We start from the raw sequence: 24,062 nt of genomic DNA, 5'->3' as shown, positions 1-24,062 counted from the left end.
AACCGCCATGCCAGAAACCAGCCGCAGAGGACTCCTGTTCGGCACCGCAGCCGTCTCCGCGGGTGCCCTCCTCACCGCCTGTACCAGCAACGAGCCCGCCGCGAGCAAGGAGACGGCGGCCGAGAACGCGCCCGCCGCCGACGACAAGCCCGGCAAGGCCCTCACCATCGGCTTCGCGGGCCCCCAGGCCGACCACGGCTGGCTCAACGCGATCAACGAGCAGGCCAAGGCGCGGGCGAAGAAGTACGCGGAGATCACCCTCGACATCACCGAGGGCTCCAACGACATCGCCGCGCAGATCGGCCAGGTCGAGACGCTCATCAACAAGAAGGTCGACGTCCTGGTGATCCTGCCGGCCGACGGCAAGGCCCTCACCCAGGTCGGCCTGAAGGCCATGCGCGCCGGGATCCCGGTCATCAACCTCGACCGGATCTTCTCCAACCCGCAGGCGTACCGCGCCTACATCGGCGGCGACAACTACGGCATGGGCGTCAGCGCCGGCAACTACATCGGCCAGCGGCTCAAGGACAAGCCGAACGCCAAGGTCATCGAGCTGGCCGGGGTCGACAGCCTGGAGCTGACCCAGCAGCGCAGCAAGGGGTTCGACGACGCGCTGAAGAACTACCCGAACATCAAGAAGGTCGCCCGCCAGGCCGCCGACTTCACCGTCGAGTCCGGCCAGGCGAAGATGGCCCAGCTCCTTCAGGCGCAGTCCTCCTTCGACGCGCTGTGGAACCACGACGACGACCAGGGCGTGGGCGCCCTGCGCGCCATCCAGCAGGCGGGCCGCAAGGACTTCCTGATGGTCGGCGGCGCCGGGGCCAAGTCGGCGATGGACGCGATCAAGGCCGACAACAGTGTGCTCAAGGCCACCGTTCTCTACCCGCCGACGATGGCCGCCTCCGCCATCGACCTGGCCCGCGCGCTGGGCAACGCCAAGGGCATCAGCGGAATGGCGGAGCTGGAGATCCCGGCCTCCGTCACCCTCTACTCGGCCGTGGTCGACAAGGACAACGTCGACCAGTACCTGCCCACGGGCTTCAACTAGTGCCCCTCTCGGCATTAGGCCAGGGCCCGGACCGGACCCGCCCGTGCCGGAGAAAGGTACGGGCGGCACCGGGCCACCCCCCACCGAGCGAGAGACGAGGAGTACTCCGATGACCCCCAGGGAAGCGGCGGAGCAAGCAGCCGGTGCACCGCCGACACTCGGCATCGGCATGATCGGATACGCGTTCATGGGCGCCGCCCACTCGCAGGGGTGGCGCACCGCGGGACACGTCTTCGACCTGCCGATGCGGCCGGTGCTCGCCGCGATCTGCGGCCGGGACCGGACCGCCGTGCAGGCCGCCGCGCGGAAACACGGCTGGGCGGCCGCCGAAACGGAGTGGCGGGAGCTGATCGCGCGCGACGATGTGCGGGTGGTCGACATCTGCACACCGGGGGACAGCCATGCGGAGATCGCGATCGCCGCGCTGGAGGCGGGCAAACACGTCCTGTGCGAGAAGCCGCTCGCCAACTCGGTGGCCGAGGCCGAGGCGATGGTCAGGGCGGCGCGGGCCGCGCGCTCCCGTGGCCAGCTCGCCATGGTCGGCTTCAACTACCGCCGGGTGCCGGCCGTCTCGTACGCCAGGAAGCTCATCGAGGAGGGCCGGCTCGGCACGCTGCGCCATGTACGGGTCACCTACCTCCAGGACTGGCTGGCCGATCCGGCGGCCCCGCTGACCTGGCGGCTCAAGCGCGAGCACGCCGGGTCGGGGGCGCTGGGCGACCTGGGCGCGCACATCGTCGATCTGGCGCAGTTCCTGACGGGGGAGGCGTTGGTGGGGGTCTCGGCGCTCGCCGAGACCTTCGTCAAGGAGCGGCCCGTCCTCAGCGGTGCGACCGCCGGTCTGTCCGGGACCGGCGGGGCCGGGACCGGCGCGGTGACCGTCGACGACGCGGTGGTGTTCACCGGGCGGCTGGCCTCGGGCGCGCTGGCCTCCTTCGAGGCGACCCGGATGGCCTCGGGCCGCAAGAACGCGCTCCGGCTGGAGATCAACGGCGAGCGCGGCTCGCTCGCCTTCGACCTGGAGCGGCTGAACGAGCTGTCGTTCCACGACCACACCGAGCCCGCGGTCTCGTCGGGGTTCCGCCGGATCCTGGTCACGGAGCCGGAGCATCCTTATCTGGAGGCGTGGTGGCCGCCGGGCCACGCGCTGGGGTACGAGCACACGTTCGTGCACCAGGTGCGCGACCTGGTCGAGGCGGTCGCCGCCGGACGCGACCCGGTGCCGTCGTTCGAGGACGGGCTCCAGGTGCAGCGGGTGCTCGCCGCGGTGGAGGACAGCGCGGCGAAGAACGCCGTGTACACGCCCGTACCGCCGGCGGCGGCGTCGTCGGACGAGTCACCGGCACCGGCGTAACAGCGTTCCCGGAGGGTCCGGGAATTCCCAGAAGGAGGTCCGAATGCCACGTCCGTTCACACTCTTCACCGGCCAGTGGGCCGATCTGCCCCTGGAGGAGGTGTGCCGGCTCGCCCGTGACTTCGGCTACGACGGCCTGGAACTCGCCTGCTGGGGCGATCACTTCGAGGTCGACAAGGCCCTCGCCGACCCCGCGTACCTGGCAGGCCGCCACCAACTGCTCGACAAGTACGGGCTGAAGTGCTGGGCGATCTCCAACCATCTCGTCGGCCAGGCCGTCTGCGACCACCCCATCGACGAGCGCCACCAGGGCATCCTGCCGTCCCGGATCTGGGGCGACGGCGAGCCCGAGGGCGTCAGGCGGCGCGCCGCCGCGGAGATCCAGGACACCGCCAGGGCCGCGGCGGCCTTCGGGGTCGACACGGTCGTCGGCTTCACCGGCTCCTCGATCTGGCATCTCGTCGCGATGTTCCCGCCCGTGCCGCCCGGCATGATCGAGCGGGGGTACGAGGACTTCGCGGAGCGGTGGAACCCGATCCTGGACGTCTTCGACGCCGAGGGCGTCCGCTTCGCGCACGAGGTCCACCCGAGCGAGATCGCGTACGACTACTGGACCACGCACGAGGCGCTGAAGGCGGTGGACCACCGTCCCGCGTTCGGGCTGAACTTCGACCCGAGCCACTTCGTCTGGCAGGACCTGGACCCGGTCAACTTCCTCTACGACTTCCGCGACCGGATCTACCACGTCGACTGCAAGGAGGCCCGCAAGCGCCTCGACGGCCGCAACGGACGCCTCGGTTCCCATCTGCCGTGGGGCGATCCGCGGCGCGGCTGGGACTTCGTCTCGGCCGGGCACGGCGATGTGCCGTGGGAGGACGTCTTCCGGATGCTGCGGTCGATCGAGTACGAGGGGCCCGTCTCCGTCGAGTGGGAGGACGCGGGCATGGACCGGCTGGCCGGGGCGCCCGAGGCCCTCGCCGGTCTGAAGCGCTTCGACTTCGACCCGCCGAGCGCGTCGTTCGACGCGGCCTTCGGGGGCGGCGAGTAGCTCCGGCAGGGGTACGGGGTCCGTCCCGTACCGCACATTCCGGGGCGCCCGGTGGCGCGAGCCGCCGCCGGGCGGTCCGGCCTGCCCGGCGGGCGCTTTGTCCAGAAACTGGAAGAAGTTCAACTTCACCCGTGCGCAAGGTCTTTCCGTACGGGACGAACCCGGCTACCGTCCATGACGATTGAGTTGTACAGAACAACGTAGCGCGTGCGACATGACATGACATGACACAGCAAAACGGTGGTCCCCGATGTGACGGCGCACGTCGGTGACACAGCCACCTCCACGGGGACCCGGTGCCGGACGAGCACCCCCCCCGAGGAGGCGAGAGCGCGAGGGACCGCGCTCTCCCGGCACCTCGCAGGTACGAACAGCCCACCGTGGAGGACTTTCGTGCACAGAAAACGCCCCCGAGCCGGCCAGCACCCCCGAGCCAGAAACCTCCTCGCACTCCTGACGGGCGTCCTGCTCGCCGGGTCGAGCCTGAGCGCCGTACCCGCGTCCGCCGCGGGGGCAGGACCGTCGGCGGCGGAGGAAAGCTTCCAGCAGGTGACCCTCGCCAAGGGCGCCGACGAGGTGGGTGAGCCGATGTCGCTCGCCGTACTCCCGGACCGCCGCGTCCTGCACACCTCGCGCGACGGCACCCTGCGCCTCACCGACGCCGGCGGCGACACCATGGTCTCCGGCACCCTCGACGTGTACAACCACGACGAGGAAGGTCTCCAGGGCGTCGGGGTGGACCCCGGATTCGCCGAGAACCGGGCGATCTACCTCTACTACGCGCCCGAGCTGGACACCCCGGCCGGTGACGCCCCCGAGAACGGCACAGCAGCCGACTTCGCGCCCTTCGACGGCATCAACCGGCTCTCGCGCTTCACGCTGAACGAGGACGGCACGCTGGACAAGGCGAGCGAGAAGAAGGTCCTCGACGTCGCCGCCACCCGCGGCACCTGCTGCCACGTCGGCGGCGACATCGCCTTCGACGCCGACGGCAACCTGTACCTGTCGACCGGCGACGACACCAACCCGTTCGCCTCCGACGGCTACACCCCGATCGACGAACGGGCCGACCGCAACCCGGCGTTCGACGCCCAGCGCAGTGCGGGCAACACCAACGACCTGCGCGGCAAGCTCCTGCGCATCAAGGTCGCCGAGGACGGCTCGTACACCGTCCCCGAGGGCAACCTCTTCGCCCCGGGCACCGAGAAGACCCGCCCCGAGATCTACGCCATGGGGTTCCGCAACCCGTTCCGGATATCCGTCGACCAGCAGACCGGCGTCGTGTACGTGGGCGACTACGGCCCCGACGCGGGCGCCGCCTCCCCGGCCAGGGGCCCGGCCGGCATGGTGGAGTTCGCGCGGGTCACCAAGCCCGGCAACTACGGCTGGCCGTACTGCGTCGGCAAGAACGAGCCGTTCGTCGACTACGACTTCGGCACCAAGGAATCCGGCGCCGCCTTCGACTGCGCCGCGCCGAAGAACACCTCGCGGAACAACACCGGGATCACCGATCTGCCGCCCGCCCAGCCCGCCTGGATCGACTACGACGGCAGCAGTGTGCCCGAGTTCGGCACCGGCTCCGAGTCCCCGATGGCCGGCCCCGTCTACCGCTACGACGCGGACCTCGACTCCCCGGTGAAGTTCCCCGAGGAGTACGACGGCGACTTCTTCGCCACCGAGTTCGGCCGCCAGTGGATCAAGCGGATCGAGCAGGGTGACGACGGCACGGTCGAGAAGATCAACCCGTTCCCGTGGACCGGCACCCAGGTCATGGACTCGGCCTTCGGCCCGGACGGCGCGCTCTACGTGCTCGACTACGGCCTCTCCTGGTTCGGCGGCGACGAGCACTCCGCGCTCTACCGCATCGAGAACTCCACCGGCGGCAAGTCACCGATCGCCGTGGCCGCCGCGAGCAAGACCTCCGGCACCACCCCGCTGAAGGTCACGTTCTCCTCGGCCGGCACCCAGGACCCCGACGGCGACGCGCTCAGCTACGCCTGGGACTTCGGCGACGGCGCCACCTCCACCGAGGCCAACCCGGCCCACACGTACCGGAAGAACGGCACGTACACCGCGCGGCTCACCGTCACCGACCCGACGGAGCGCACCGGCAGCGCGTCCGTGCGCGTGGTCGTCGGCAACACCGCACCCAAGGTGACCCTCGAACTCCCCGCGGACGGACACCTCTTCAACTTCGGGGACAAGATCCCCTTCAAGGTGAAGGTCACCGACCCGGAGGACGGCACGATCGACTGCTCCAAGGTCGTCGTCCGCTACATCCTGGGCCATGACAGCCACGGCCACCCGATCACCTCCGCGAACGGCTGCGAAGGCACCATCACCGCACCCGCCGACACCGAGCACGACCCCAACGCCAACATCTTCGGTGTGATCGACGCCGAGTACACCGACGGCGGAGGCGGCGGCCAGGCCGCGCTCACCACCCACGACCAGGCGCAGCTCCAGCCGCGCCACCGGCAGGCCGAGCACTTCAACAACTCCTCCGGCGTCACGGTCTCCGAGAAGGCCCCGGCCAACGGCGGCAAGACCGTCGGCGACATCGACAACGGCGACTGGATCTCCTTCAAGCCGTACAACCTGACCGGGTCGAAGACACTCACCGCCCGGATCTCCTCCGGCGGCGCCGGCGGCTTCCTGGAGGTACGGACCGGCTCCGCCACCGGCAACCTGCTCGGCTCCGCGCCGATCCCGGTCACCGGAGGCTGGGAGACCTTCCAGGACATCGACGTACCGCTGCGTTCCGTACCGAAGAAGACCACCGAACTCTTCCTGGTCTTCAAGGGCGGCTCGGGCGCGCTCTTCGACGTGGACGACTTCCAGCTCTCCAACGCCGTGCCCGGCAAGACCGAGAAGCGGGTCCTGGTCTTCTCCAAGACCGCCGGATTCCGTCATGACTCGATCGCCGAGGGCGTCACCGCCCTCAAGGAGCTGGGGAAGACCACCGGGATCACCGTGGACGCCACGGAGGAGGCCGGCCAGTTCACCACCAACAACCTGGCCCGGTACGACGCGGTCGTCTTCCTCTCCACCACCGGTGATGTGCTGGGCGCCGACCAGCAGAAGGCGTTCGAGAACTACGTCGCCACCGGCGGCGGCTACATGGGCGTGCACGCCGCGGCGGACACCGAGTACGAGTGGGAGTTCTACGGCGGCCTCGTCGGCGCCTACTTCGCATCGCACCCGGCGATCCAGCCCGCCACCGTACGGGTGGAGGACCACGACCACCCGGCCACCGCGCACCTGGACGACGAGTGGCAGCGCACCGACGAGTGGTACAACTACCGCACCAACCCGCGCGATCAGGCCCGCGTCCTGGCCACCCTGGACGAGACCACCTACCAGGGCGGCACCATGAAGGGCGACCACCCGATCGCCTGGTGCCAGACCTACGAGGGCGGCCGGTCCTTCTACACCGGCGGCGGCCACACCAAGGAGTCGTACGCCGAGGCGCCCTTCCGGGAGCACCTGCTCGGCGGACTGCGGTACGCGGCCGGGCAGGTCAAGGCCGACTGCAAGCCGAGGACCGGCTACCGCTCCCTCTTCAACGGCAAGACCCTCGAAGGGTGGAAGCAGGCGGGCCCCGGCACGTTCGACGTCGTGGACGGCGAACTGCGCTCGAAGGGCGGCATGGGGCTGCTCTGGCACCAGGCCAAGGAGCTCGGCTCGTACTCCCTGAAGCTGGACTGGAAGATGGCCGGGGACGACAACTCCGGTGTCTTCGTGGGCTTCCCGGCCTCCGACGACCCCTGGTCCGCGGTGAACAACGGGTACGAGGTGCAGATCGACGCCACCGACACCCCCGACCGCACCACCGGATCGGTCTACGGCTTCAAGTCCGCCGACCTCAAGGCCAGGGACCGGGTGCTGCGCCCACCGGGCCAGTGGAACAACTACGAGATCAAGGTCCAGGGTGAGCGGCTCCAGATCTTCCTCAACGGGGTGAAGATCAACGACTTCACCAACAAGGATCCGGCCCGCAGTCTGAAGAACGGTTACATAGGGCTCCAGAACCACGGGGCCGACGACCAGGTGTCGTTCCGCGACATCCAGCTCAAGGAACTGCCCTCGTCCTGACGGGCGGGACCGCCGACCGGCGGCGGGCGGGGAGGCGCCGTACCCCCCGCCCGCCGTCCACCACCGCCACAGCACCACCACCGCCACAGCACCACCACCGCCACAGCACCACCGCCGCACAGCACCACCACCCCATCGCACCACCGCAGGGAGGCAGCCCGTGACCACGACCGGTACGGAATCGACAGCAGCGGGGACGGCCGGGGCCGCCGTACGCACCGGAGTCTGGTTCGTCGGGGCCCGCGGCTCCGTCGCCACCACAGCCGTCGCGGGGTGCGCGGCCGTCACCGCGGGGCTCCATCCCCCGACGGGCATGGTCACCGAGACCGCGCCCTTCGCCGGGGCCGGGCTGCCCGCCCTGTCCTCGCTCGTCTTCGGCGGACACGACACGGCGAGCTGCCCGCTCCCCAAACGCGCGGAGGCGCTGACCGCGGCCGGCGTCCTGCCGCACGGGCTGACCGCCGCGATCCACACCGAACTCTCCGCCGCCGACCGGGAGATACGGGCCGGCGGCCCCCAGCCCGGCGACACCAGGAGCGACGACGAGATCATCGCAGGCTTCGCCGACGACCTCACCGACTTCGCGCGGCGCACCGGCGTCAGTCGCACCGTCGTCGTCAACGTCTCCTCCACCGAGGCCGAACCGGACCCGGACGACCCGCGCCTGCCCCCGAGTTCGCTCTACGCGGCGGCGGCGGTACGGGCCGGCTGCCCGTACGTCAACTTCACCCCCTCGACCGGGCTGCGCACCACGGCCCTCCGCGCCGCCGCGGCGGCCCGCGGACTTCCCCACGCGGGCCGTGACGGCAAGACAGGCCAGACGCTGCTCCGTTCCGTACTCGCCCCCATGTTCGTCCAGCGGGCCCTGACCGTACGGGCGTGGTCCGGTACGAACCTGCTGGGCGGCGGGGACGGAGCGGCGCTGGCCGACCCGGCCGCGGCTGCGGCCAAGAACGCGGGCAAGGAGCGCGTCCTCACCGACACCCTGGGCGCCTCGCCCGAGGGCGAGGTCCACATCGACGACGTTCCGGCGCTCGGCGACTGGAAGACCGCCTGGGACCACATCGCCTTCGACGGCTTCCTCGGCTCGCGGATGATCCTCCAGACCATCTGGCAGGGGTGCGACTCGGCGCTCGCCGCGCCGCTCGTCCTCGACCTGGCCCGCCTCGTGGCCCGCGCCCACGAGACCGGGCTGAGCGGCCCGCTGCCCGAACTCGGCTTCTACTTCAAGGACCCGGACGGCGGCCCCGCCGCGCTCGCCGAACAGTTCGAGGCGCTGCTCTCCTTCGCCGGCCGGCTGGGGCCCGCGGCACAGGCCCTGGGGGAGGCCGGATGAGCGCTCGTACCGGGAGCCCGGACACCGGCCGGCTCGGGGCCTGGGCCGAACTGCTGCGGGTCTCCGCCCTGTTCACCGTGGTCGGCGACGGACTCGCGGGCGCCGCGGCGCTCGGCGTACGGCCAGGACGCGCCACCGCGCTCGCCGTGGGCGCCTCGCTCTGCCTGTACGAGGCGGGCATGGCGCTCAACGACTGGGCCGACCGCGAGGAGGACGCGATCGACCGCCCGCACCGCCCGATCCCCTCGGGCCGGATCTCCCCGCCCGCGGCCCTCGCCGCGGCCGGGACCCTGACCGCCGCGGGCCTGGCGCTCGCCGCCCGCGCCGGCCGGCCCTCACTGGCGGTGGGCACGGCGCTGGCGGCCACGGTCTGGGCGTACGACCTGCACCTCAAGCACACCCCGGCGGGCCCGGCGGCGATGGGCGCGGCCCGCTCCCTGGACCTGCTGCTCGGGGCCACGGCGAGTGCCCCGGCGGCGGGCGCCGGGCAGGCGACCCGGAGCGGTGTGCGCGCCGCGCTGCCGGCCGCCGCCGTCCTCGGCGCGCACACCGCCGCCGTCACCACCGTCTCGCGCCGCGAGACGCAGGGCGGCTCGACCGCACTGCCGCTCGCCGCGCTCGCGGTGACCGGGACGGTGGGGGCGCTGCTCGGCCGCTGCCCGCCACCGGCCGGCCCCGGCGCCCCGGCTCCCGGCGCCCCCGGCCGGACGGCCCGCCACGCGCTCGCCGCCACCCTCGCCGCCGTCTACGCCGGGACCGCCGGGCGGCCCCTGCTGCACGCCGCCCTCAACCCGTCCCCCGCCCTCACCCAGCGCGCCGTCGGCGGCGGGATCCGGGCCATGATCCCGCTCCAGGGCGCGCTGGCCGCGCGCGGCGGGGCGGTCGGGGTGGCGCTGGGAGTCATGGGGCTGGTACCGCTGGCCCGCACCGTCGCACGGAAAGTGAGCCCCACATGAGTCTGCGTCTCGGATACGGCACCAACGGGCTCACCGATCTGCGGCTGGACGACGCCCTCGGCCTCCTCGCCGACCTCGGCTACGACGGCGTCGGGCTCACCCTCGACCACATGCATCTCGACCCGATGGCGCCCGAACTGGCCGCCCGCACCCGCCGGGTCGCCGGCCGGCTCGCGGAGCTCGGGCTCGACGTCACCGTCGAGACCGGCGCCCGCTACGTCCTCGACCCGCGCCGCAAACACGGCCCCACCCTGCTCGACCCCGACCCCGAGGGACGCGCCGCCAGGACCGGGCTGCTCGTCACCGCCGTCCAGGTCGCCGCCGACCTCGGCGCCCACGCCGTGCACTGCTTCAGCGGCGTCACCCCGGACGGTACCGACCCCGACACCGCCTGGAAGCGGCTCGAAGAGGCGATGGGCCCCGTGCTCGACGCCGCCGAAGCCGCCGACATCCCGCTGGCGATCGAGCCCGAACCCGGCCACCTCGTCGGGGACCTCGCCGGTTTCCACCAGCTCAGACACCGGCTCGGAGACCCCGACCAGCTCGGACTCACCCTCGACATCGGCCACTGCCAGTGTCTGGAGGCCGCGTCGCCCGCCGACTGCGTACGGGACGCCGCGCCCTGGCTGCGCCATGTCCAGATCGAGGACATGCGACGCGGTGTCCACGAGCATCTGCCGTTCGGTGACGGTGAGATCGACTTCCCGCCCGTGCTCGACGCGCTCGCCGCCACCGGCTACCAGGGCCTGACCGTCGTGGAGTTGCCCCGCCACTCCCACGCCGGGCCCGAACTCGCCCGTACGTCCATCGAGTTCCTCCGTGGGCCGGGGGTACGCGCATGACGCACCGCCACCCGGAACTGGCGGGCCTGATCGCCCCCGGCGCCGTCTCCTGGCTCGACTCGGCGCTCGCCGAGGCGACCGCCGCGGCCGGACGCGACGACGACAACGTTGCCGTCCCCTGGGAGCTGCGCTTCGCCGCCGCCGGGCGCCACTGCGGCCAGGACCACGCCGACGCCGTCCGCACCCTGCTGCTCCAGCGGGCCGGAGCCGGAGCGGCCACCCTCACCCGGCTCTACCACCGGGGCACCGCGGCCGAGCGCCGCGCCGTCCTGCTCGCCCTGCCCGAACGCGTCACCGGACCCGGCGCCCTGCCCCTGGTCGAGGACGCGCTGCGGACCAACGATACCCGGCTCGTCGCAGCGGCCGTCGGCCCGTACGCCGCCGCCCATCTCGACGCCCACGGCTGGCGGCACGCCGTCCTCAAGTGCCTCTTCACCGGGGTGGCGCTCGACACCGTCGCCGACCTGGCCGTACGCGCCCACGGGGACGCCGAACTGGCCCGTATGCTCCGCGACTTCGCCGCCGAGCGCACCGCCGCCGGCCGCCCCGTACCCGCCGACCTGCACCGTGCGCTCGAACTGACCGGCGAGGAGTCCTGATGCGTATCTTCGACCCCCACATCCATATGACGTCCCGCACCACGGACGACTACCGGGCGATGTACGCCGCCGGGGTACGCGCCCTGGTGGAGCCGTCCTTCTGGCTCGGCCAGCCCCGTACCTCGCCCGCCAGCTTCTACGACTACTTCGACGCCCTGCTCGGCTGGGAGCCGTTCCGCGCCGCCCAGTACGGCATCGCCCACCACTGCACCCTCGCCCTCAACCCCAAGGAGGCGGGCGATCCGCGCTGCACCCCGGTCCTGGACGAACTGCCCCGCTATCTCGTCAAGGACGGCGTCGTCGCCGTCGGCGAGATCGGCTACGACTCCATGACCCCGGCCGAGGACACCGCCCTCGCCACGCAGCTCCAGCTCGCCGCCGACCACGGCCTTCCCGCCCTTGTCCACACCCCGCACCGCGACAAGCTCGCCGGGCTGCGCCGCACCATCGACGTCGTACGGGAATCAGCCCTGGACCCGGACCGGGTCCTGCTCGACCATCTCAACGAGACGACCGTCAAGGAGGCCGCCGAGAGCGGCAGTTGGCTCGGTTTCTCCATCTACCCGGACACCAAGATGGACGAGGACCGGATGGTCGCCGTACTCAAGGAGCACGGCACGGAGAAGGTCCTCGTCAACTCGGCCGCCGACTGGGGCAACAGCGACCCCCTCAAGACCCGCAAGGTCGCGGACGCCATGCTCGCGGCCGGATTCGACGCCGACGACGTCGACCTCGTCCTGTGGCGCAACCCCGTCGCCTTCTACGGACTCAGCGGCCGGCTCCAGCTCGACGTCCCCGCACCGGAAGCCCTCCACGAGGGCAACTCCGTGCTGCGCGGCGGGGAGTGAGCCGATGCGCTTCCGCCACCCCGACGGCTCCACCGTCCACCTCGCATACTGCACCAACGTCCACCCCGCCGAGACCCTCGACGGCGTCCTCGCCCAACTGCGCGACCACTGCGAACCGGTACGCAAACGCCTCGGCCGCGACCGGCTCGGTATCGGCCTCTGGCTCGCCAAGGACGCCGCCCAGGCCCTGATCAACGACCCGGTCGTGCTGCGCGGACTGCGCGCCGAACTCGACCGGCGCGGCCTGGAGGTCGTCACCCTCAACGGCTTCCCGTACGAGGGCTTCGGCGCCGAGGAGGTCAAGTACCGGGTGTACCAGCCCGACTGGGCCGACCCCGAGCGGCTCTCCTACACCGCCGACCTGGCCAGGCTGCTGGCCGCGCTGCTGCCCGACGATGTCACCGAGGGCTCCGTCTCCACCCTGCCGCTCGGCTGGCGCACCGCCTGGGACGACACCGCGGACCGCACCGCCCACGTCGCGCTCACCACCCTGGCCGGACGCCTCGACGCCCTGGAGGAGCTGACCGGCAAGTCCATCAGGATCGCCCTGGAGCCGGAGCCCGGCTGCATCGTCGAGACCACCGCCGACGCGATCGGCCCGCTCTCCGCGCTCACCGGCGACCGCATCGGCATCTGCGTCGACACCTGCCATCTCGCCACCTCCTTCGAGGACCCGGCCGCCGCCTTCGACGCGCTCGACGCCGCCCGCATCCCCATCCCCAAGGCGCAGCTCTCCGCCGCCCTGCACGCCGAGCACCCGCACCTGCCCGAGGTACGGGAGGCCCTGCGGGCCTTCGACGAGCCACGCTTCCTCCACCAGACCCGCACCAGCACCGCCGCGGGGCTGCGTGGCACCGACGACCTGGACGAGGCGCTGGCCGGCGGATCGCTGCCCGAAGGGGCGCCCTGGCGCGCCCACTTCCACGTACCGCTGCACGCCCCGCCAGCCCCACCGCTCACCTCCACCCTCCCCGTGCTCCAGGAGGCGCTGGGCCGGCTCGTCGGCGGGGCCGAGCCGCGCACCCGCCATCTGGAGGTCGAGACGTACACCTGGCAGGCGCTCCCGCCGGAGCTGCGGCCCCGTACACGCGGCCGGCTCGCCGAGGGCATCGCCGCCGAACTCACCCTGGCCAGGGACCTGCTGGTCGACCTCGGCCTGAAGGAGCTGCCATGAGCGACACCCCGGCCGCGACCACCACCTCCGCCGGGTCCACGCCCGGCACCCCGGCAGCGCGCCCGACCCCGCTGCTGGTCCTGGACGTCGTCGGCCTCACCCCGCAACTGCTGCGGCACATGCCGCACTTGACCGAGCTCGCGGGGACCGGTTCGCGGGCCCCGCTGACCACCGTGCTGCCGGCCGTCACCTGCAGCGCGCAGTCCACCTTCCTCACCGGCACCCTCCCCGCCGAGCACGGCATCGTCGGCAACGGCTGGTACTTCCGCGAGCTGGGCGACGTCCTGCTCTGGCGCCAGCACAACGGCCTCGTCTCCGGCGACAAGCTCTGGGACGCGGCCCGCCGCGCCCACCCCGGCTACACCGTCGCCAACATCTGCTGGTGGTACGCGATGGGCGCGGACACCGACTACACCGTCACCCCGCGCCCCGTCTACTACGCCGACGGCCGCAAGGAACCCGACTGCTACACCCGGCCGCCCGCGCTCCACGACGAACTCACAGAGAAACTCGGCACGTTCCCCCTCTTCCACTTCTGGGGACCCGGCGCCGACCTCGTCTCCTCCCAGTGGATCGTGGACGCGACCCGCCACATCGTCGCGACCCGCCACCCCGACCTCGCGCTCTGCTACCTCCCGCACCTCGACTACGACCTCCAGCGCTACGGCCCCGACGACCCCCGCTCCCACCGGGCCGCCGCCGAACTCGACGCCGCGCTCGCCCCGTTGCTGGCGGACGCGAAGGCCGAGGGCCGTACCGTCGTGGCGCTCTCCGAGTACGGCATCACCCGGGTCTCCCGGCCCGTCGACATCAACCGCGCGCTGCGCAGGGCCGGGCTGCTGGAGGTCCACACCCAGGACGGCATGGAGTACCTGGACACCATGGCCTCCCGCGCCTTCGCCGTCTCGGACCACCAGCTCGCGCATGTCTACGTACGCCGCCCCGAGGACCTGGAGGCGACCCGCGAGGCGCTGAAGGACCTCGAAGGCATCGACGAACTCCTCGACGACGAGGGCAAGAAGGCGCACGGTCTGGACCACCCCCGCTCCGGCGAACTGGTGGCCGTCGCGGAACCCGACGCCTGGTTCACGTACTACTACTGGCTGGACGACGACCGGGCGCCCGACTTCGCGCAGCTCGTGGAGATCCACCGCAAACCCGGCTACGACCCCGTCGAGCTGTTCATGGACCCGCTCGATCCGTACGTACGCCTCAAGGCGGCCAAGGCGATCGCCCGCAAGAAGCTCGGGATGCGCTACCGGCTCGCCGTCGTCCCCCTCGACCCTTCCCCCATCCGCGGCAGCCACGGCCGCCTCCCCGCGAGCGACGACGAAGGTCCGCTCATCCTCTGCTCCACCCCCGACGCCGTCGGTGACCGCGTCGCGGCCACCGAGGTGAAGAGCCTGCTCCTGCACCTTGCCGGACTGCACTGACCGAAGGAGTTCCGTTAAATGAGCCGCAAGACGTCAGCAGACCCTGAACTCGCGCACCAGCTCAGCCGGCGCGGCATGCTCGGTGTCGCCGCCGGAGCCACCGCGGCGGCGGTGGTCGGCGCCTCGGCCGCCGCCACCCCGGCCGCCGCCCACGGCACGGGCCACCACCCCGGGCACGGCCACGGCAAGGGGCAGCCCGTCCTGCCGCCGGGACGGCTCGGCATCCAGCTCTACTCCCTGCGCGACAAGGTGTCCACGATCGGCTTCGCCAAGGTCTTCGACGAGCTGGAGCGCTTCGGCTACGACGAGATCGAGTTCGCTGGCTACACCCAGGGCAGCGCCGGCGCCATCACCCTGCCGCAGCTGAAGAGACTGGCCAGGGACCACGGCCTCAAGCCCATCGGCAGCCACGTCAACTACGCCGACGACAACAACCCCAACGCCTACAGCTTCGCCCAGAACCTCACCAAGGTCCTGGACGACGCCCAGGAACTCGGCCTGGACCACATAGGAACCGCCTCAGGACCCTTCCGGCACGGATCGACCGTCGACGCCTGGAAGCGGGCCGCCGCGGACTTCAACGCCTACGGCGCGGCGGCCAAGCGGCGTGGCATGAAGTTCTACCAGCACAACCACGCGGAGGAGTTCTCCTTCGCCACCGACCAGCCGAACGTGCGGCTCTACGACGTCCTGCTCGCCGAGACCGACCCGAGCCTGGTCTATCTGGAGATGGACATCTACTGGGCGTACGCCGGGCAGTTCCGGTTCAGCAGGACCCCCGAGGGCAGGCCCGCGCCCTTCGACCCGCTGCGGTACGTCCTCAAGCAGCCCCACCGCTACCCGCTCTTCCACGTGAAGGACGGCATCGAGGACATCGCGGCCAGGGACGGCTACCGGATGGTGGACGTCGGCGACGGTGACATCGACTACCAGCGCTTCATCTCGGCGGTCAACAGGACCCACGGCGGCCGGCGCGGCCACCACTGGCAGGTGGAGCACGACCAGCCGGTGGACTCCCTCGCGTTCGCCCGCAAGTCCTCGGCGCATCTCCACTCGCTGCGCGAGAAGCGGTAACTGCCCTACGGCATAAGGGAATGACGGCGGCCCTCCGCGCGGCTCATCGCAGCGCCGCGGGGAGGGCCGTCGGTCCGTCCGTGGTCAGGCGGTCGCCTGTCCCGGCTGCCGCGCCCACGGCAGCCGTACCGTGCGTCGCCCGCCGTGCGGGCCGCCCGGCTGACGCAGGGCCAGCGAGAGCCCCGCGGCGATCAGCGAGACCACACCGGACGCCAGGTAGGCGCCGACGTACCCCCACGAGGCGACCACGACCGCCCCCATCCCGCCGCCGAACAATCCGCTGACCAGTTTCGCGCTGTACACCATGCCGTAGTTCGACGCGTTGTAGTTCTCCCCGAAGTAGTCCGGGACCAGCGCCGCGAACAGCGGATAGAACGCCCCGCCGCCGAAGCCGGACAGGAAGGCGAAGACGAGGAAGAGCGTCTGGCTGCGGATCTCACCCGCCCACAGCACACCGAACTGTGCCACGGCCAGCACCAGACACACGTACGTCAGCGTCGGCCGCCGGCCCAGCTTGTCCGAGAGCCAGCCGACCACACCCCGCCCCGTACCGTTGATCACCGACATCAGCCCCATGGACGACGCCGCGATCAGCGGGCCGAACCCCATCTCCTTGGCGAACGGCACCTGGAACGAGATCCCGAAGATCGAGACACCCGCGCAGCACAGCATGCACAGCCACATCAGGGGCACGACCCCGGTCCGTAACGCCTCCGGCGGTGTGTACTGCTTCACCGCCGGCGGGTTCTTGGCCAGGGCCAGCGACGACTTGGTGTCCCCGGAGCGGTGCAGCGGATCCACTTCCTGGGGCCACCAGTTCTTCGGCGGATCCTTGAAGAACAGCCCCGACACCAGCGTCAGCACCAGTACGTACACACCGACGAGGTCCAGCACGGTGTGGAAGTTCGAGGTGTCGAAGCCGTACGTGAAGAGGAAGACGAACGGCACGGCGCCGTAGGCGAACGCGCCGTTGACCAGGCCCGTCTTGCCGCCCCGTCGCTCGGGGTACCACTTGCCGACCATGTTCACGCAGGTCGAGTAGATCAGTCCGGAGCCGAGCCCGCCCAGCAGTCCGAAACCGGCCAGCGCGAACCAGAAGTTCGGCGCGTGGCTGAGACTGACGAATCCGAGCAGCGAGCAGAACGAGCCGATCAGCATGGCCGCTCTGCTGCTGAGGATGCCCTTCTCCCGTAACCGTCCGGCGGGGAAGGACACCGCCGCCTGGAAGAAGATCCAGACGCTCAGCACCCAGAAGGTGTTCGTCGAGGTCCAGTGATGTGCCCTGGACAGGGTCTCCTCGGCCGCCCCGAAGGCGTACTCGAAGACACTGATGGCGAGCATGGCGAGCCAGGGCAGGGCCACCATCGTCCAGCGGGGGAGGCCGAGGATCTGCCGGTCGGACTCGCCGATCCGGTAGACACGGCCATGGGCGTCGGTGATCTCGTGGTAGTCCACGCCGGCGGTGGCCGGCGAGGACGTCCCGGAGAGTGGTTCCGTGGTCATTTCAGGTGATCTCCCGGCCGATCGGGTTCGGGTTGGGCTGGATCTTCTTGAGGTCGGGCCTGCCGGGCGCCTTCAGGAACACCGCCAGTACGGCGGAGGCGAGCCCGATGCTGCCGGCGATGACGAACGCGCCCTGGTAGTCCCAGGCGGCCACCACGACAGCCCCCACACCGGAGCCGACGAGGCCCGATATGAGCTTGGAGCTGTAGACCATGCCGTAGTTCGAGGCATTGTTGTTCTCACCGAAGTAGTCCGCGGTCATCGCCGCGAACAGCGGGAAGATCGCGCCGCCGCCGAACCCGGAGACCATCGAGCAGAACAGGAAGAACGGCATACTGCCGAGCGTCCCGGATATCAGCACACCGAACTGCGCGCTGCCGAGCACCAGACAGACGAAGATCAGGGTGTGGCGGCGTCCGTACCGGTCGGAGATCCAGCCGATGACACCGCGCCCCGTACCGTTCACGATCGCCTTGAGCGACATCGCGGTGGCCACGATCCCGCCCGCGAACCCCATGTCCTTGCCGAAGGGCACCTGGAACGCGATGCCGAAGATGTTGATCCCCGCCGTGCAGAGCAGGCAGAACCACATCAGCCACAGCACCGGTGTGCGGGCCGCCTCCCGCGGTGTGTACTGCTTCACCGCCGGCGGGTTCTTCTCCAGCGCGCGCCGGACCCTCGGGTCGTCGGAGACCTTCAGCGGATCGGCGCCCCGCGGCCACCAGTACTTCGGCGGGTCCTTGAAGAACCAGCCGGCGACCGCGACGACGAGGCAGCACACCACCCCGACGAAGACCAGCACACCCCGGTAGTTGCTCAGATCCATGTACGAGGTGAAGAGGAAGACGAACGGCACCGAGCCGTAGGCGAAACCGCCGTTGACGAGGCCGGTCTTGCCTCCCTTGCGCTCGGGATACCACTTGCCGACCATGTTGACGCAGGTCGCGTACACCAGACCGGCGCCGATTCCGCTGAACATGCCGAAGCCGATGTACGCCACGATCACGTGCGGGGCGTACGCCAGGGAGACATATCCGAGTAACGTCCCCAGCGCGCCCAGCATCATCGCGTAGCGCGCGGGCAGCCTGCCGCTCTCCCTGAGCTGCCCGGCGGGGAAGGCGACGGCCGCCTGGAAGAAGACCCAGACGCCCATCAGCCAGAAGATGTGTCCGCTGCTCCAGAGATGGGCCTCGTGCAGCGTGTCCTCCGCGGAGGTGAACGCGTACTCCGAGGAACTGATGCCCAGCATGCCCATCCAGGGGAAGAGCACCATCGTCCAGCGGGGCCTGCCCATGATGTCCCGGTCGCTCTCACCGATCCGGTACACGCGTCCGTTGCGGTCCGTCACCTCCTGGTAAGGGACGGAACTGTCGAGTTGAGTCGTTGTCGTTTTCATGGTGGTCTCTCGCACCCCTTGCATCGAAAGAACTGGCCAGCGCCCCCTGTCCAAAACCTTCGTGCCGTGCCCGGGTGGGGTCAGGTCATGAACCGCCTCCCAACAGCCCGGCAGCCCGGGCCCATTGGTACTTGGCGCCGAGCACCGCGACCGGCTGCTCCGTGGTGTACGGGTAGGCCACCACCCCGTGCTCGAAGAGGTACTGGCACGCCTCCTCGACCTCGACATCGCCCGCGAGGGAGGCCACCACCGGTTTGTGGATGCCCCGCTCCCGGAACTCCGCCACGACCCGCGCCGTCAGTTCGGCGAAGACCATGGGCGGGGTGACGATCGTGTGCCAGTACCCGAGGACCAGCGCGTGGATCCGCGGATCCTCCATACCCAGCCGGATCGTCGCCTCGTACGTGGACGGCGGTTCGCCCCCGGTGATGTCCACCGGGTTGCCGGCCGCCCCGAACGGCGGGATGAACGCGCGGAACGCCTCGTCCAGATCCGGCGGAATCTCCATCAGGGAGAGCCCGTTGTCGACGATGGCGTCCGAGAGGAGCACCCCCGAGCCGCCGGCGCCCGTGATGATGACGACGTTGTCACCCTTCGGGGTGGGAAGCACGGGCAGCGCCCGCGCGTACTCCAGCATCTCCTTCAGCCCCGGCGCCCTGATGACCCCGGCCTGGCGCAGGATGTCGCCGTACACCGCGTCGTCCCCGGCGAGCGCGCCGGTGTGCGACCCCGCCGCCCTCGCGCCCGCCGCCGTACGCCCGGCCTTGAGGACGACCACCGGCTTCTTCGGTACGGTGGCACGCGCCGCCGCCACGAACGCACGGCCGTCCTTGAGGTCTTCGAGGTGCATCGCGATGCACTCGGTGTGCGGGTCCTCGCCGAACCAGGTCAGCAGGTCGTCCTCGTCCAGGTCGGACTTGTTGCCGAGGCCGACGATCGCCGAGACCCCCGTCTTCGTGGACCGCGCGAAGCCGAGGATCGCCATCCCGATGCCACCGGACTGCGAGGTCAGCGCCACGCCGCCCTTGACGTCGTACGGGGTGCAGAACGTGGCGCAGAGGTCCTGCCAGGTCGAGTAGTAGCCGTAGATGTTCGGCCCCAGCAGCCGTACGCCGTACTGCTCGGCGATCGCCACGATCCGTGCCTGGAGCTCGTGTTCGCCGGTCTCGGCGAAGCCGGACGGGATCAGCACGGCGTTCGGGACGCCCTTGCGGCCGACCTCCTCCAGCGCGGCGGGCACGAACTTCGCGGGGATCGCGAAGACCGCCACATCGGGCTCACCCGGAACATCCATCACGCTCTTGTACGCCTTACGGCCGAGAATGTCATCGGCCTTGGGGTTCACCGGGTGGATGTCGCCCGGAAAACCCCCGTCGATGAGGTTCCGCATGACCGAATTGCCGATCTTCCCCTGCTCGTTGGAGGCCCCGATCACCGCCACGGAGCTGGGCTTCATCAGCCGCCGCATCGAGACGAGGATCTCCTCGCGGCTGTACGTGCGCCGCTCGGCCGGCCGCTCCGGGTCGAGCAGGATCCGTACGTCGGCGGCCATCACCCCGTGCGCCGAGGCGAACACCGGGTTGAGGTCGACCTCGGCGATCTCGGGGAAGTCGGACGCGAGCCGCGACACCTTGACGATCAGCCCGGCCAGCGCCTCCCGGTCGACGGGCTCGGCGCCGCGCACCCCGCGCAGGATCTCCGCCGCGCGGATCCCGTCGAGCATCGACAGCGCGTCGTCCGTGGAGGCGGGCGCCAGCCGGAAGGTGACGTCCTTCAGGACCTCCACCAGCACACCGCCGAGACCGAACGCCACGATCTTGCCGAAGGTCGGGTCGGTGACGGTGCCGATCAGCACCTCGGTGCCCTCGGGCACCATCTGCTGGATCTGCACGCCGAGGATCCGCGCGTCCGGGTCGTACGTACGGGCGTTGGCGACGATCTCGGTGAACGCGCCGCGCACCTCGGCGGCCGAGGCCAGCCCGATCCGTACCCCGCCCGCGTCCGTCTTGTGCAGGATCTCCGGCGAGACGATCTTCATCGCCACCGGGAAGCCGAGCCGGTCGGCCAGCGCCACCGCCTCGTCGGCGCTCTCGGCCAGCGCCTCGGCCGGGGTGGGGATCCCGTAAGCGTCCGTGACGGCCTTGCCCTCGGGCGCGGTGAGCGCGGTGCGGCCCTCGGCGAGCGCCGCGTCCAGCAGCGCCCGTACGGTCTTCCTGCTCGCGTCGTTGCTGTCCACCGTCAGATGACTCCGTCCGTCTTGAGAAGCCGCAATTCCTCGTCGCCCAGGCCCAGTTCTCCCACGTACACCTCCGCGTTGTGCTCACCGAGCAGCGGCGAGGTGAACACGTCCACGGGGGAGTCGGAGAGCTTCAGCGGGCTGCCGACCGTGGTGAACGAGCCGCGCTGGGGGTGGGGGACCTCGACGACCATCTCGTTGGCCGCGAGGGAGGCGTCCTCGATGATCTCCTTGGTGGAGAGGATCGGGCCGCAGGGGATGTTGTGGGCGTTGAGCCGCTCCAGCACCTCCCACTTGGGCAGGGTGGCCGTCCACTCCTCGATGAGCTGGAACATCTTGCCGAGCTTCGGCAGCCGCGCCTCGGGCGTCGCCCACTCGGGGTCGTCCGCCAGCTCGGGCCGGCCCATCAGCTCGGTGACCGGCCGCCAGCCGACCGGCTGCACGATCACGTACACGTAGTCGTTGGGACCGCCGGGCGCGCATTTGACGGCCCAGCCGGGCTGCCCGCCGCCGCTCGCGTTGCCGCTGCGCGGCACCTCGTCGCCGAAGTCGTCGTTCGGGTACTCGGCGAGCGGGCCGTGGGCGAGCCGCTGCTGGTCGCGGAGCTTGACCCGGCAGAGGTTGAGCACGGCGTGCTGCATCGCCACGTTGACGCGCTGGCCGCGCCCGGTGTGCTCGCGCTGGAAGAGTGCGGCGAGTATCCCGGCGACGGCGTGGATGCCGGTGCCGGAGTCGCCGATCTGCGCGCCCGTGGCGAGCGGCGGCCCGTCCTCGAAGCCGGTCGTCGACATCGAGCCGCCCATGGCCTGCGCGACGACCTCGTACGCCTTGAAGTTGGTGTACGGGCCCTCCCCGAACCCCTTGATGGAGGCGTAGACGATCCGCGGGTTGATCTCCTGGATGCGCTCCCAGGTGAAGCCCATCCGGTCCACGGCCCCCGGGCCGAAGTTCTCCACCATCACGTCGGAGCGGCGGATCAGTTCGGTGAGGATCTCCTTGCCGCGCTCCGACTTGGTGTTGAGGGTGATGGACCGCTTGTTGCAGTTGAGCATCGTGAAGTACAGGGAGTCGACATCGGGCAGGTCGCGGAGCTGCTTGCGGGTGATGTCCCCGCTCGGCGCCTCCAGCTTCACCACGTCCGCGCCGAGCCAGCCGAGCAACTGCGTGGCCGAGGGCCCCGATTGGACGTGCGTCATGTCCAGGACGCGTACGCCCGAGAGCGCCTTGGGGGTGGTTCCGGTGGGCGAGGTCTCAAGAGCCTGGGTCATGGGAGGGCTCCTTCACTTGTACATGGTCTGGTTCATGGTTCCGGGGGCGTACGCGTCGGGGTCGACCCAGACGTTGATCAGCGACGGCAGTCCGGACTCGCGGGCGCGCCGCAGCGCGGGCGCGATGTCGGCCGGGTCGCGGACCTCTTCGCCGTAACCGCCCAGCATCTGGGCGAACTTGTCGTAGTGGACGTCCCCGAGGGTGTTGCCCACGCGCTCGCGCGCGTCGCCGTACTTGGCCTTCTGGCCGTAACGGATCTGGTTCATCGAGGAGTTGTTGCCGACGATGCCGACGAAGGGCAGGTTGTAGCGCACCAGCGTCTCGAAGTCCCAGCCGGTCAGCGAGAAGGCGCCGTCCCCGAAGAGCGCCACGACCTCCTTGTCGGGCCGGGCCTGCTTGGCGGCGAGCACGAAGGGCACCCCGACGCCGAGAGTGCCGAGCGGCCCCGGATCCATCCAGTGCCCCGGCGACTTGGGCTGGACGACCTGGCCGGAGAAGGTGACGATGTCGCCGCCGTCCCCGATGTAGATCGAGTCCTCGGTCAGAAACTGGTTGATCTCGCTGACCAGCCGGTACGGGTGGATGGGCGAGGCGTCCGAGCGCAACTGCGGCAGCCGCTTCTCGATGGCCGTCTGCTCGGCGGCGCGCAGCTCGTCCAGCCACGCCTTCCGCTTCACCGAACCGCCGTTGATCCGTCCGCTCGCGGCCTGGGTGACGGAGGAGAGCACGAGCCCGGCGTCCCCGACGATGCCGAGGTCGATGTCGCGGTTCTTGCCGACCGTACGGTAGTCGAGGTCGATCTGGACGACGGTCGCGTCCGGCGAGAGCCGCTTGCCGTACCCCATACGGAAGTCGAAGGGCGTTCCGACGATGACGATGAGGTCGGCGTTGGAGAAGGCGTAGCGCCGCGAGAGCTGGAAGTGGTGCGGGTCGCCGGGGGCCAGTGTGCCGCGGCCGGCCCCGTTCATGTACGCGGGGACGTTGAGGGTCCGTACCAGCTCGATCGCCGCGTCGGTCCCCCGGGTCGTCCAGACCTGGCTGCCGAGCAGGATCGCCGGCTTCTCGGCGTGCACGAGCAAGTCGGCGAGCTTCTCGACCGCCTCGGGGTCGCCGGCCGAGCGGGTCGAGGCCCGGTACCGCCCGGCGGCGGGGACCCGGGCCTTGTCCACGGGCACCTTGGCGTCCAGCACATCGCGCGGGATCTCCAGGAAGGACGGTCCCGGGGCGCCGTGGTAGCACTCGCGGAACGCCATCGAGACCATGTCCGCTGCGCGCGCCGTGTCCGGCACGGTGGCGGCGAACTTGGTGATCGGGGTCATCATGTCGACGTGGGGGAGGTCCTGGAGCGACCCCATCTTGTGCTGGGTGTGCGCCCCTTGGCCGCCGATCAGCAGCATGGGCGACTCGGCGCGGAAGGCGTTGGCGACCCCGGTGACGGCGTCGGTGGTCCCGGGCCCCGCGGTGACGACCGCGCACCCGGGCTTTCCGGTGATACGGGCGTAGCCGTCGGCGGCGTGGGCGGCCACCTGCTCATGACGTACGTCGACGACGTCGATGCCCTCGTCGACGCAGCCGTCGTAGATGTCGATGATGTGGCCGCCGCAGAGGGTGTAGATGACCTCGACACCCTCCGCTTTGAGTGCCTTGGCGACGAGATGACCACCGGAGATGAGTTCCTGGCTGTCGTCGGGCATGAGGAGGTCCCTGTCCCTTCGTAGTCCTTCACCGGGGAGGGAGAAGCGCCCGTCCCGGTACATTGCATACAGTCGACGAATACTGTATGAAGCTTGTTATCCCGCATCCGGGCGGGTGGTGTCCAGGGGGCGTACGCCACTTTCGGCAAAAGGGAGC

At 70.7% G+C, this 24,062-nt stretch carries 17 protein-coding genes; 12 read left to right on the top strand and 5 right to left on the bottom strand.

The window, feature by feature from the left end:
- Positions 1-7 precede the first annotated feature (7 nt).
- The 12 genes from ACIBJC_RS03905 (at position 8) to ACIBJC_RS03850 (ending at position 15,807) form a co-directional block, all read left to right on the top strand.
- Positions 8-1,048, top strand: a complete 1,041-nt coding sequence (locus ACIBJC_RS03905) for a substrate-binding domain-containing protein (RefSeq protein ID WP_399287324.1) — start codon at positions 8-10, stop codon at positions 1,046-1,048.
- Between the two features lie 109 nt (positions 1,049-1,157).
- Positions 1,158-2,402, top strand: coding sequence for a Gfo/Idh/MocA family protein (locus ACIBJC_RS03900; protein ID WP_399287321.1), 1,245 nt, complete (start codon positions 1,158-1,160; stop codon positions 2,400-2,402).
- Positions 2,403-2,445: 43 nt separating this feature from the next.
- Positions 2,446-3,450, top strand: a complete 1,005-nt coding sequence (locus ACIBJC_RS03895; protein WP_399287318.1) for a sugar phosphate isomerase/epimerase family protein — start codon at positions 2,446-2,448, stop codon at positions 3,448-3,450.
- 393 nt (positions 3,451-3,843) lie between these two features.
- Positions 3,844-7,545, top strand: coding sequence for a ThuA domain-containing protein (locus tag ACIBJC_RS03890; protein ID WP_399287315.1), 3,702 nt, complete (start codon positions 3,844-3,846; stop codon positions 7,543-7,545).
- Positions 7,546-7,705: 160 nt separating this feature from the next.
- A complete protein-coding gene (locus ACIBJC_RS03885; RefSeq protein WP_399287312.1) occupies positions 7,706-8,881 on the top strand; it encodes an inositol-3-phosphate synthase in 1,176 nt (391 codons plus the stop codon).
- Positions 8,878-9,837, top strand: a complete 960-nt coding sequence (locus ACIBJC_RS03880) for an SCO3242 family prenyltransferase (RefSeq protein ID WP_399287309.1) — start codon at positions 8,878-8,880, stop codon at positions 9,835-9,837. The genes ACIBJC_RS03885 and ACIBJC_RS03880 overlap by 4 nt, the downstream gene beginning before the upstream one ends.
- Positions 9,834-10,679, top strand: a complete 846-nt coding sequence (locus ACIBJC_RS03875; protein ID WP_399287306.1) for a sugar phosphate isomerase/epimerase family protein — start codon at positions 9,834-9,836, stop codon at positions 10,677-10,679. Before ACIBJC_RS03880 ends, ACIBJC_RS03875 begins: the two co-directional genes overlap by 4 nt.
- Positions 10,676-11,278, top strand: a complete 603-nt coding sequence (locus ACIBJC_RS03870; protein WP_399287303.1) for an EboA domain-containing protein — start codon at positions 10,676-10,678, stop codon at positions 11,276-11,278. The genes ACIBJC_RS03875 and ACIBJC_RS03870 overlap by 4 nt, the downstream gene beginning before the upstream one ends.
- Positions 11,278-12,126 (top strand): TatD family hydrolase, encoded by an 849-nt coding sequence (locus ACIBJC_RS03865; protein ID WP_399287300.1) that lies wholly within the window; start codon positions 11,278-11,280, stop codon positions 12,124-12,126. Before ACIBJC_RS03870 ends, ACIBJC_RS03865 begins: the two co-directional genes overlap by 1 nt.
- 4 nt (positions 12,127-12,130) lie before the next feature.
- Positions 12,131-13,300: a metabolite traffic protein EboE gene (gene eboE, locus ACIBJC_RS03860; protein ID WP_399287297.1), complete on the top strand. Its 1,170-nt coding sequence runs from the start codon at positions 12,131-12,133 to the stop codon at positions 13,298-13,300.
- Complete coding sequence (locus ACIBJC_RS03855; RefSeq protein WP_399287294.1) at positions 13,297-14,733, top strand: nucleotide pyrophosphatase/phosphodiesterase family protein; 1,437 nt, start codon at positions 13,297-13,299, stop codon at positions 14,731-14,733. The genes eboE and ACIBJC_RS03855 overlap by 4 nt, the downstream gene beginning before the upstream one ends.
- Positions 14,734-14,751: 18 nt before the next feature.
- The gene (locus ACIBJC_RS03850; protein ID WP_399287291.1) at positions 14,752-15,807 is read left to right on the top strand and encodes a sugar phosphate isomerase/epimerase family protein; all 1,056 of its coding nucleotides are present in this window, start codon (positions 14,752-14,754) and stop codon (positions 15,805-15,807) included.
- A gap of 84 nt (positions 15,808-15,891) precedes the next feature.
- Here the strand turns inward: ACIBJC_RS03850 and ACIBJC_RS03845 are convergent, their stop codons facing one another.
- The 5 genes from ACIBJC_RS03845 to ACIBJC_RS03825 all read right to left on the bottom strand — a co-directional run bounded on the left by ACIBJC_RS03845 (position 15,892) and on the right by ACIBJC_RS03825 (position 23,905).
- Positions 15,892-17,310: an OFA family MFS transporter gene (locus ACIBJC_RS03845; RefSeq protein ID WP_399287288.1), complete on the bottom strand. Its 1,419-nt coding sequence runs from the start codon at positions 17,308-17,310 to the stop codon at positions 15,892-15,894.
- 1 nt (position 17,311) lies between these two features.
- Positions 17,312-18,706, bottom strand: a complete 1,395-nt coding sequence (locus tag ACIBJC_RS03840; RefSeq protein ID WP_399287285.1) for an OFA family MFS transporter — start codon at positions 18,704-18,706, stop codon at positions 17,312-17,314.
- A gap of 85 nt (positions 18,707-18,791) precedes the next feature.
- Positions 18,792-20,948 (bottom strand): acetate--CoA ligase family protein, encoded by a 2,157-nt coding sequence (locus ACIBJC_RS03835; protein WP_399288109.1) that lies wholly within the window; start codon positions 20,946-20,948, stop codon positions 18,792-18,794.
- On the bottom strand, positions 20,945-22,210 hold the full coding sequence (frc, locus tag ACIBJC_RS03830; RefSeq protein WP_399287282.1) for a formyl-CoA transferase: 1,266 nt from the start codon (positions 22,208-22,210) through the stop codon (positions 20,945-20,947). The genes ACIBJC_RS03835 and frc overlap by 4 nt, the downstream gene beginning before the upstream one ends.
- A 12-nt stretch (positions 22,211-22,222) precedes the next feature.
- Positions 22,223-23,905, bottom strand: a complete 1,683-nt coding sequence (locus ACIBJC_RS03825; RefSeq protein ID WP_399287279.1) for a thiamine pyrophosphate-binding protein — start codon at positions 23,903-23,905, stop codon at positions 22,223-22,225.
- Positions 23,906-24,062: the final 157 nt, after the last annotated feature.

It is taken from the genome of Streptomyces sp. NPDC050509 (assembly GCF_044457965.1).
In the GTDB taxonomy this organism is placed as follows: domain Bacteria; phylum Actinomycetota; class Actinomycetes; order Streptomycetales; family Streptomycetaceae; genus Streptomyces.
Note: the sequence above shows the minus strand (reverse complement) of the source record. Positions and strands in the feature narration are given on the sequence as shown.

Excerpts from the sequence above, each read along its gene's own strand:
- eboE (WP_399287297.1), top strand. The coding sequence starts at position 12,131 with ATGCGCTTCCGCCACCCCGACGGCTCCACCGTCCACCTCGCATACTGC.
- ACIBJC_RS03900 (WP_399287321.1), top strand. The coding sequence starts at position 1,158 with ATGACCCCCAGGGAAGCGGCGGAGCAAGCAGCCGGTGCACCGCCGACA.
- ACIBJC_RS03880 (WP_399287309.1), top strand. The coding sequence starts at position 8,878 with ATGAGCGCTCGTACCGGGAGCCCGGACACCGGCCGGCTCGGGGCCTGG.
- ACIBJC_RS03895 (WP_399287318.1), top strand. The coding sequence starts at position 2,446 with ATGCCACGTCCGTTCACACTCTTCACCGGCCAGTGGGCCGATCTGCCC.
- ACIBJC_RS03845 (WP_399287288.1), bottom strand. The coding sequence starts at position 17,310 with ATGACCACGGAACCACTCTCCGGGACGTCCTCGCCGGCCACCGCCGGC.
- ACIBJC_RS03905 (WP_399287324.1), top strand. The coding sequence starts at position 8 with ATGCCAGAAACCAGCCGCAGAGGACTCCTGTTCGGCACCGCAGCCGTC.
- ACIBJC_RS03850 (WP_399287291.1), top strand. The coding sequence starts at position 14,752 with ATGAGCCGCAAGACGTCAGCAGACCCTGAACTCGCGCACCAGCTCAGC.
- ACIBJC_RS03870 (WP_399287303.1), top strand. The coding sequence starts at position 10,676 with ATGACGCACCGCCACCCGGAACTGGCGGGCCTGATCGCCCCCGGCGCC.
- ACIBJC_RS03875 (WP_399287306.1), top strand. The coding sequence starts at position 9,834 with ATGAGTCTGCGTCTCGGATACGGCACCAACGGGCTCACCGATCTGCGG.
- ACIBJC_RS03865 (WP_399287300.1), top strand. The coding sequence starts at position 11,278 with ATGCGTATCTTCGACCCCCACATCCATATGACGTCCCGCACCACGGAC.
- ACIBJC_RS03855 (WP_399287294.1), top strand. The coding sequence starts at position 13,297 with ATGAGCGACACCCCGGCCGCGACCACCACCTCCGCCGGGTCCACGCCC.
- frc (WP_399287282.1), bottom strand. The coding sequence starts at position 22,210 with ATGACCCAGGCTCTTGAGACCTCGCCCACCGGAACCACCCCCAAGGCG.
- ACIBJC_RS03840 (WP_399287285.1), bottom strand. The coding sequence starts at position 18,706 with ATGAAAACGACAACGACTCAACTCGACAGTTCCGTCCCTTACCAGGAG.
- ACIBJC_RS03825 (WP_399287279.1), bottom strand. The coding sequence starts at position 23,905 with ATGCCCGACGACAGCCAGGAACTCATCTCCGGTGGTCATCTCGTCGCC.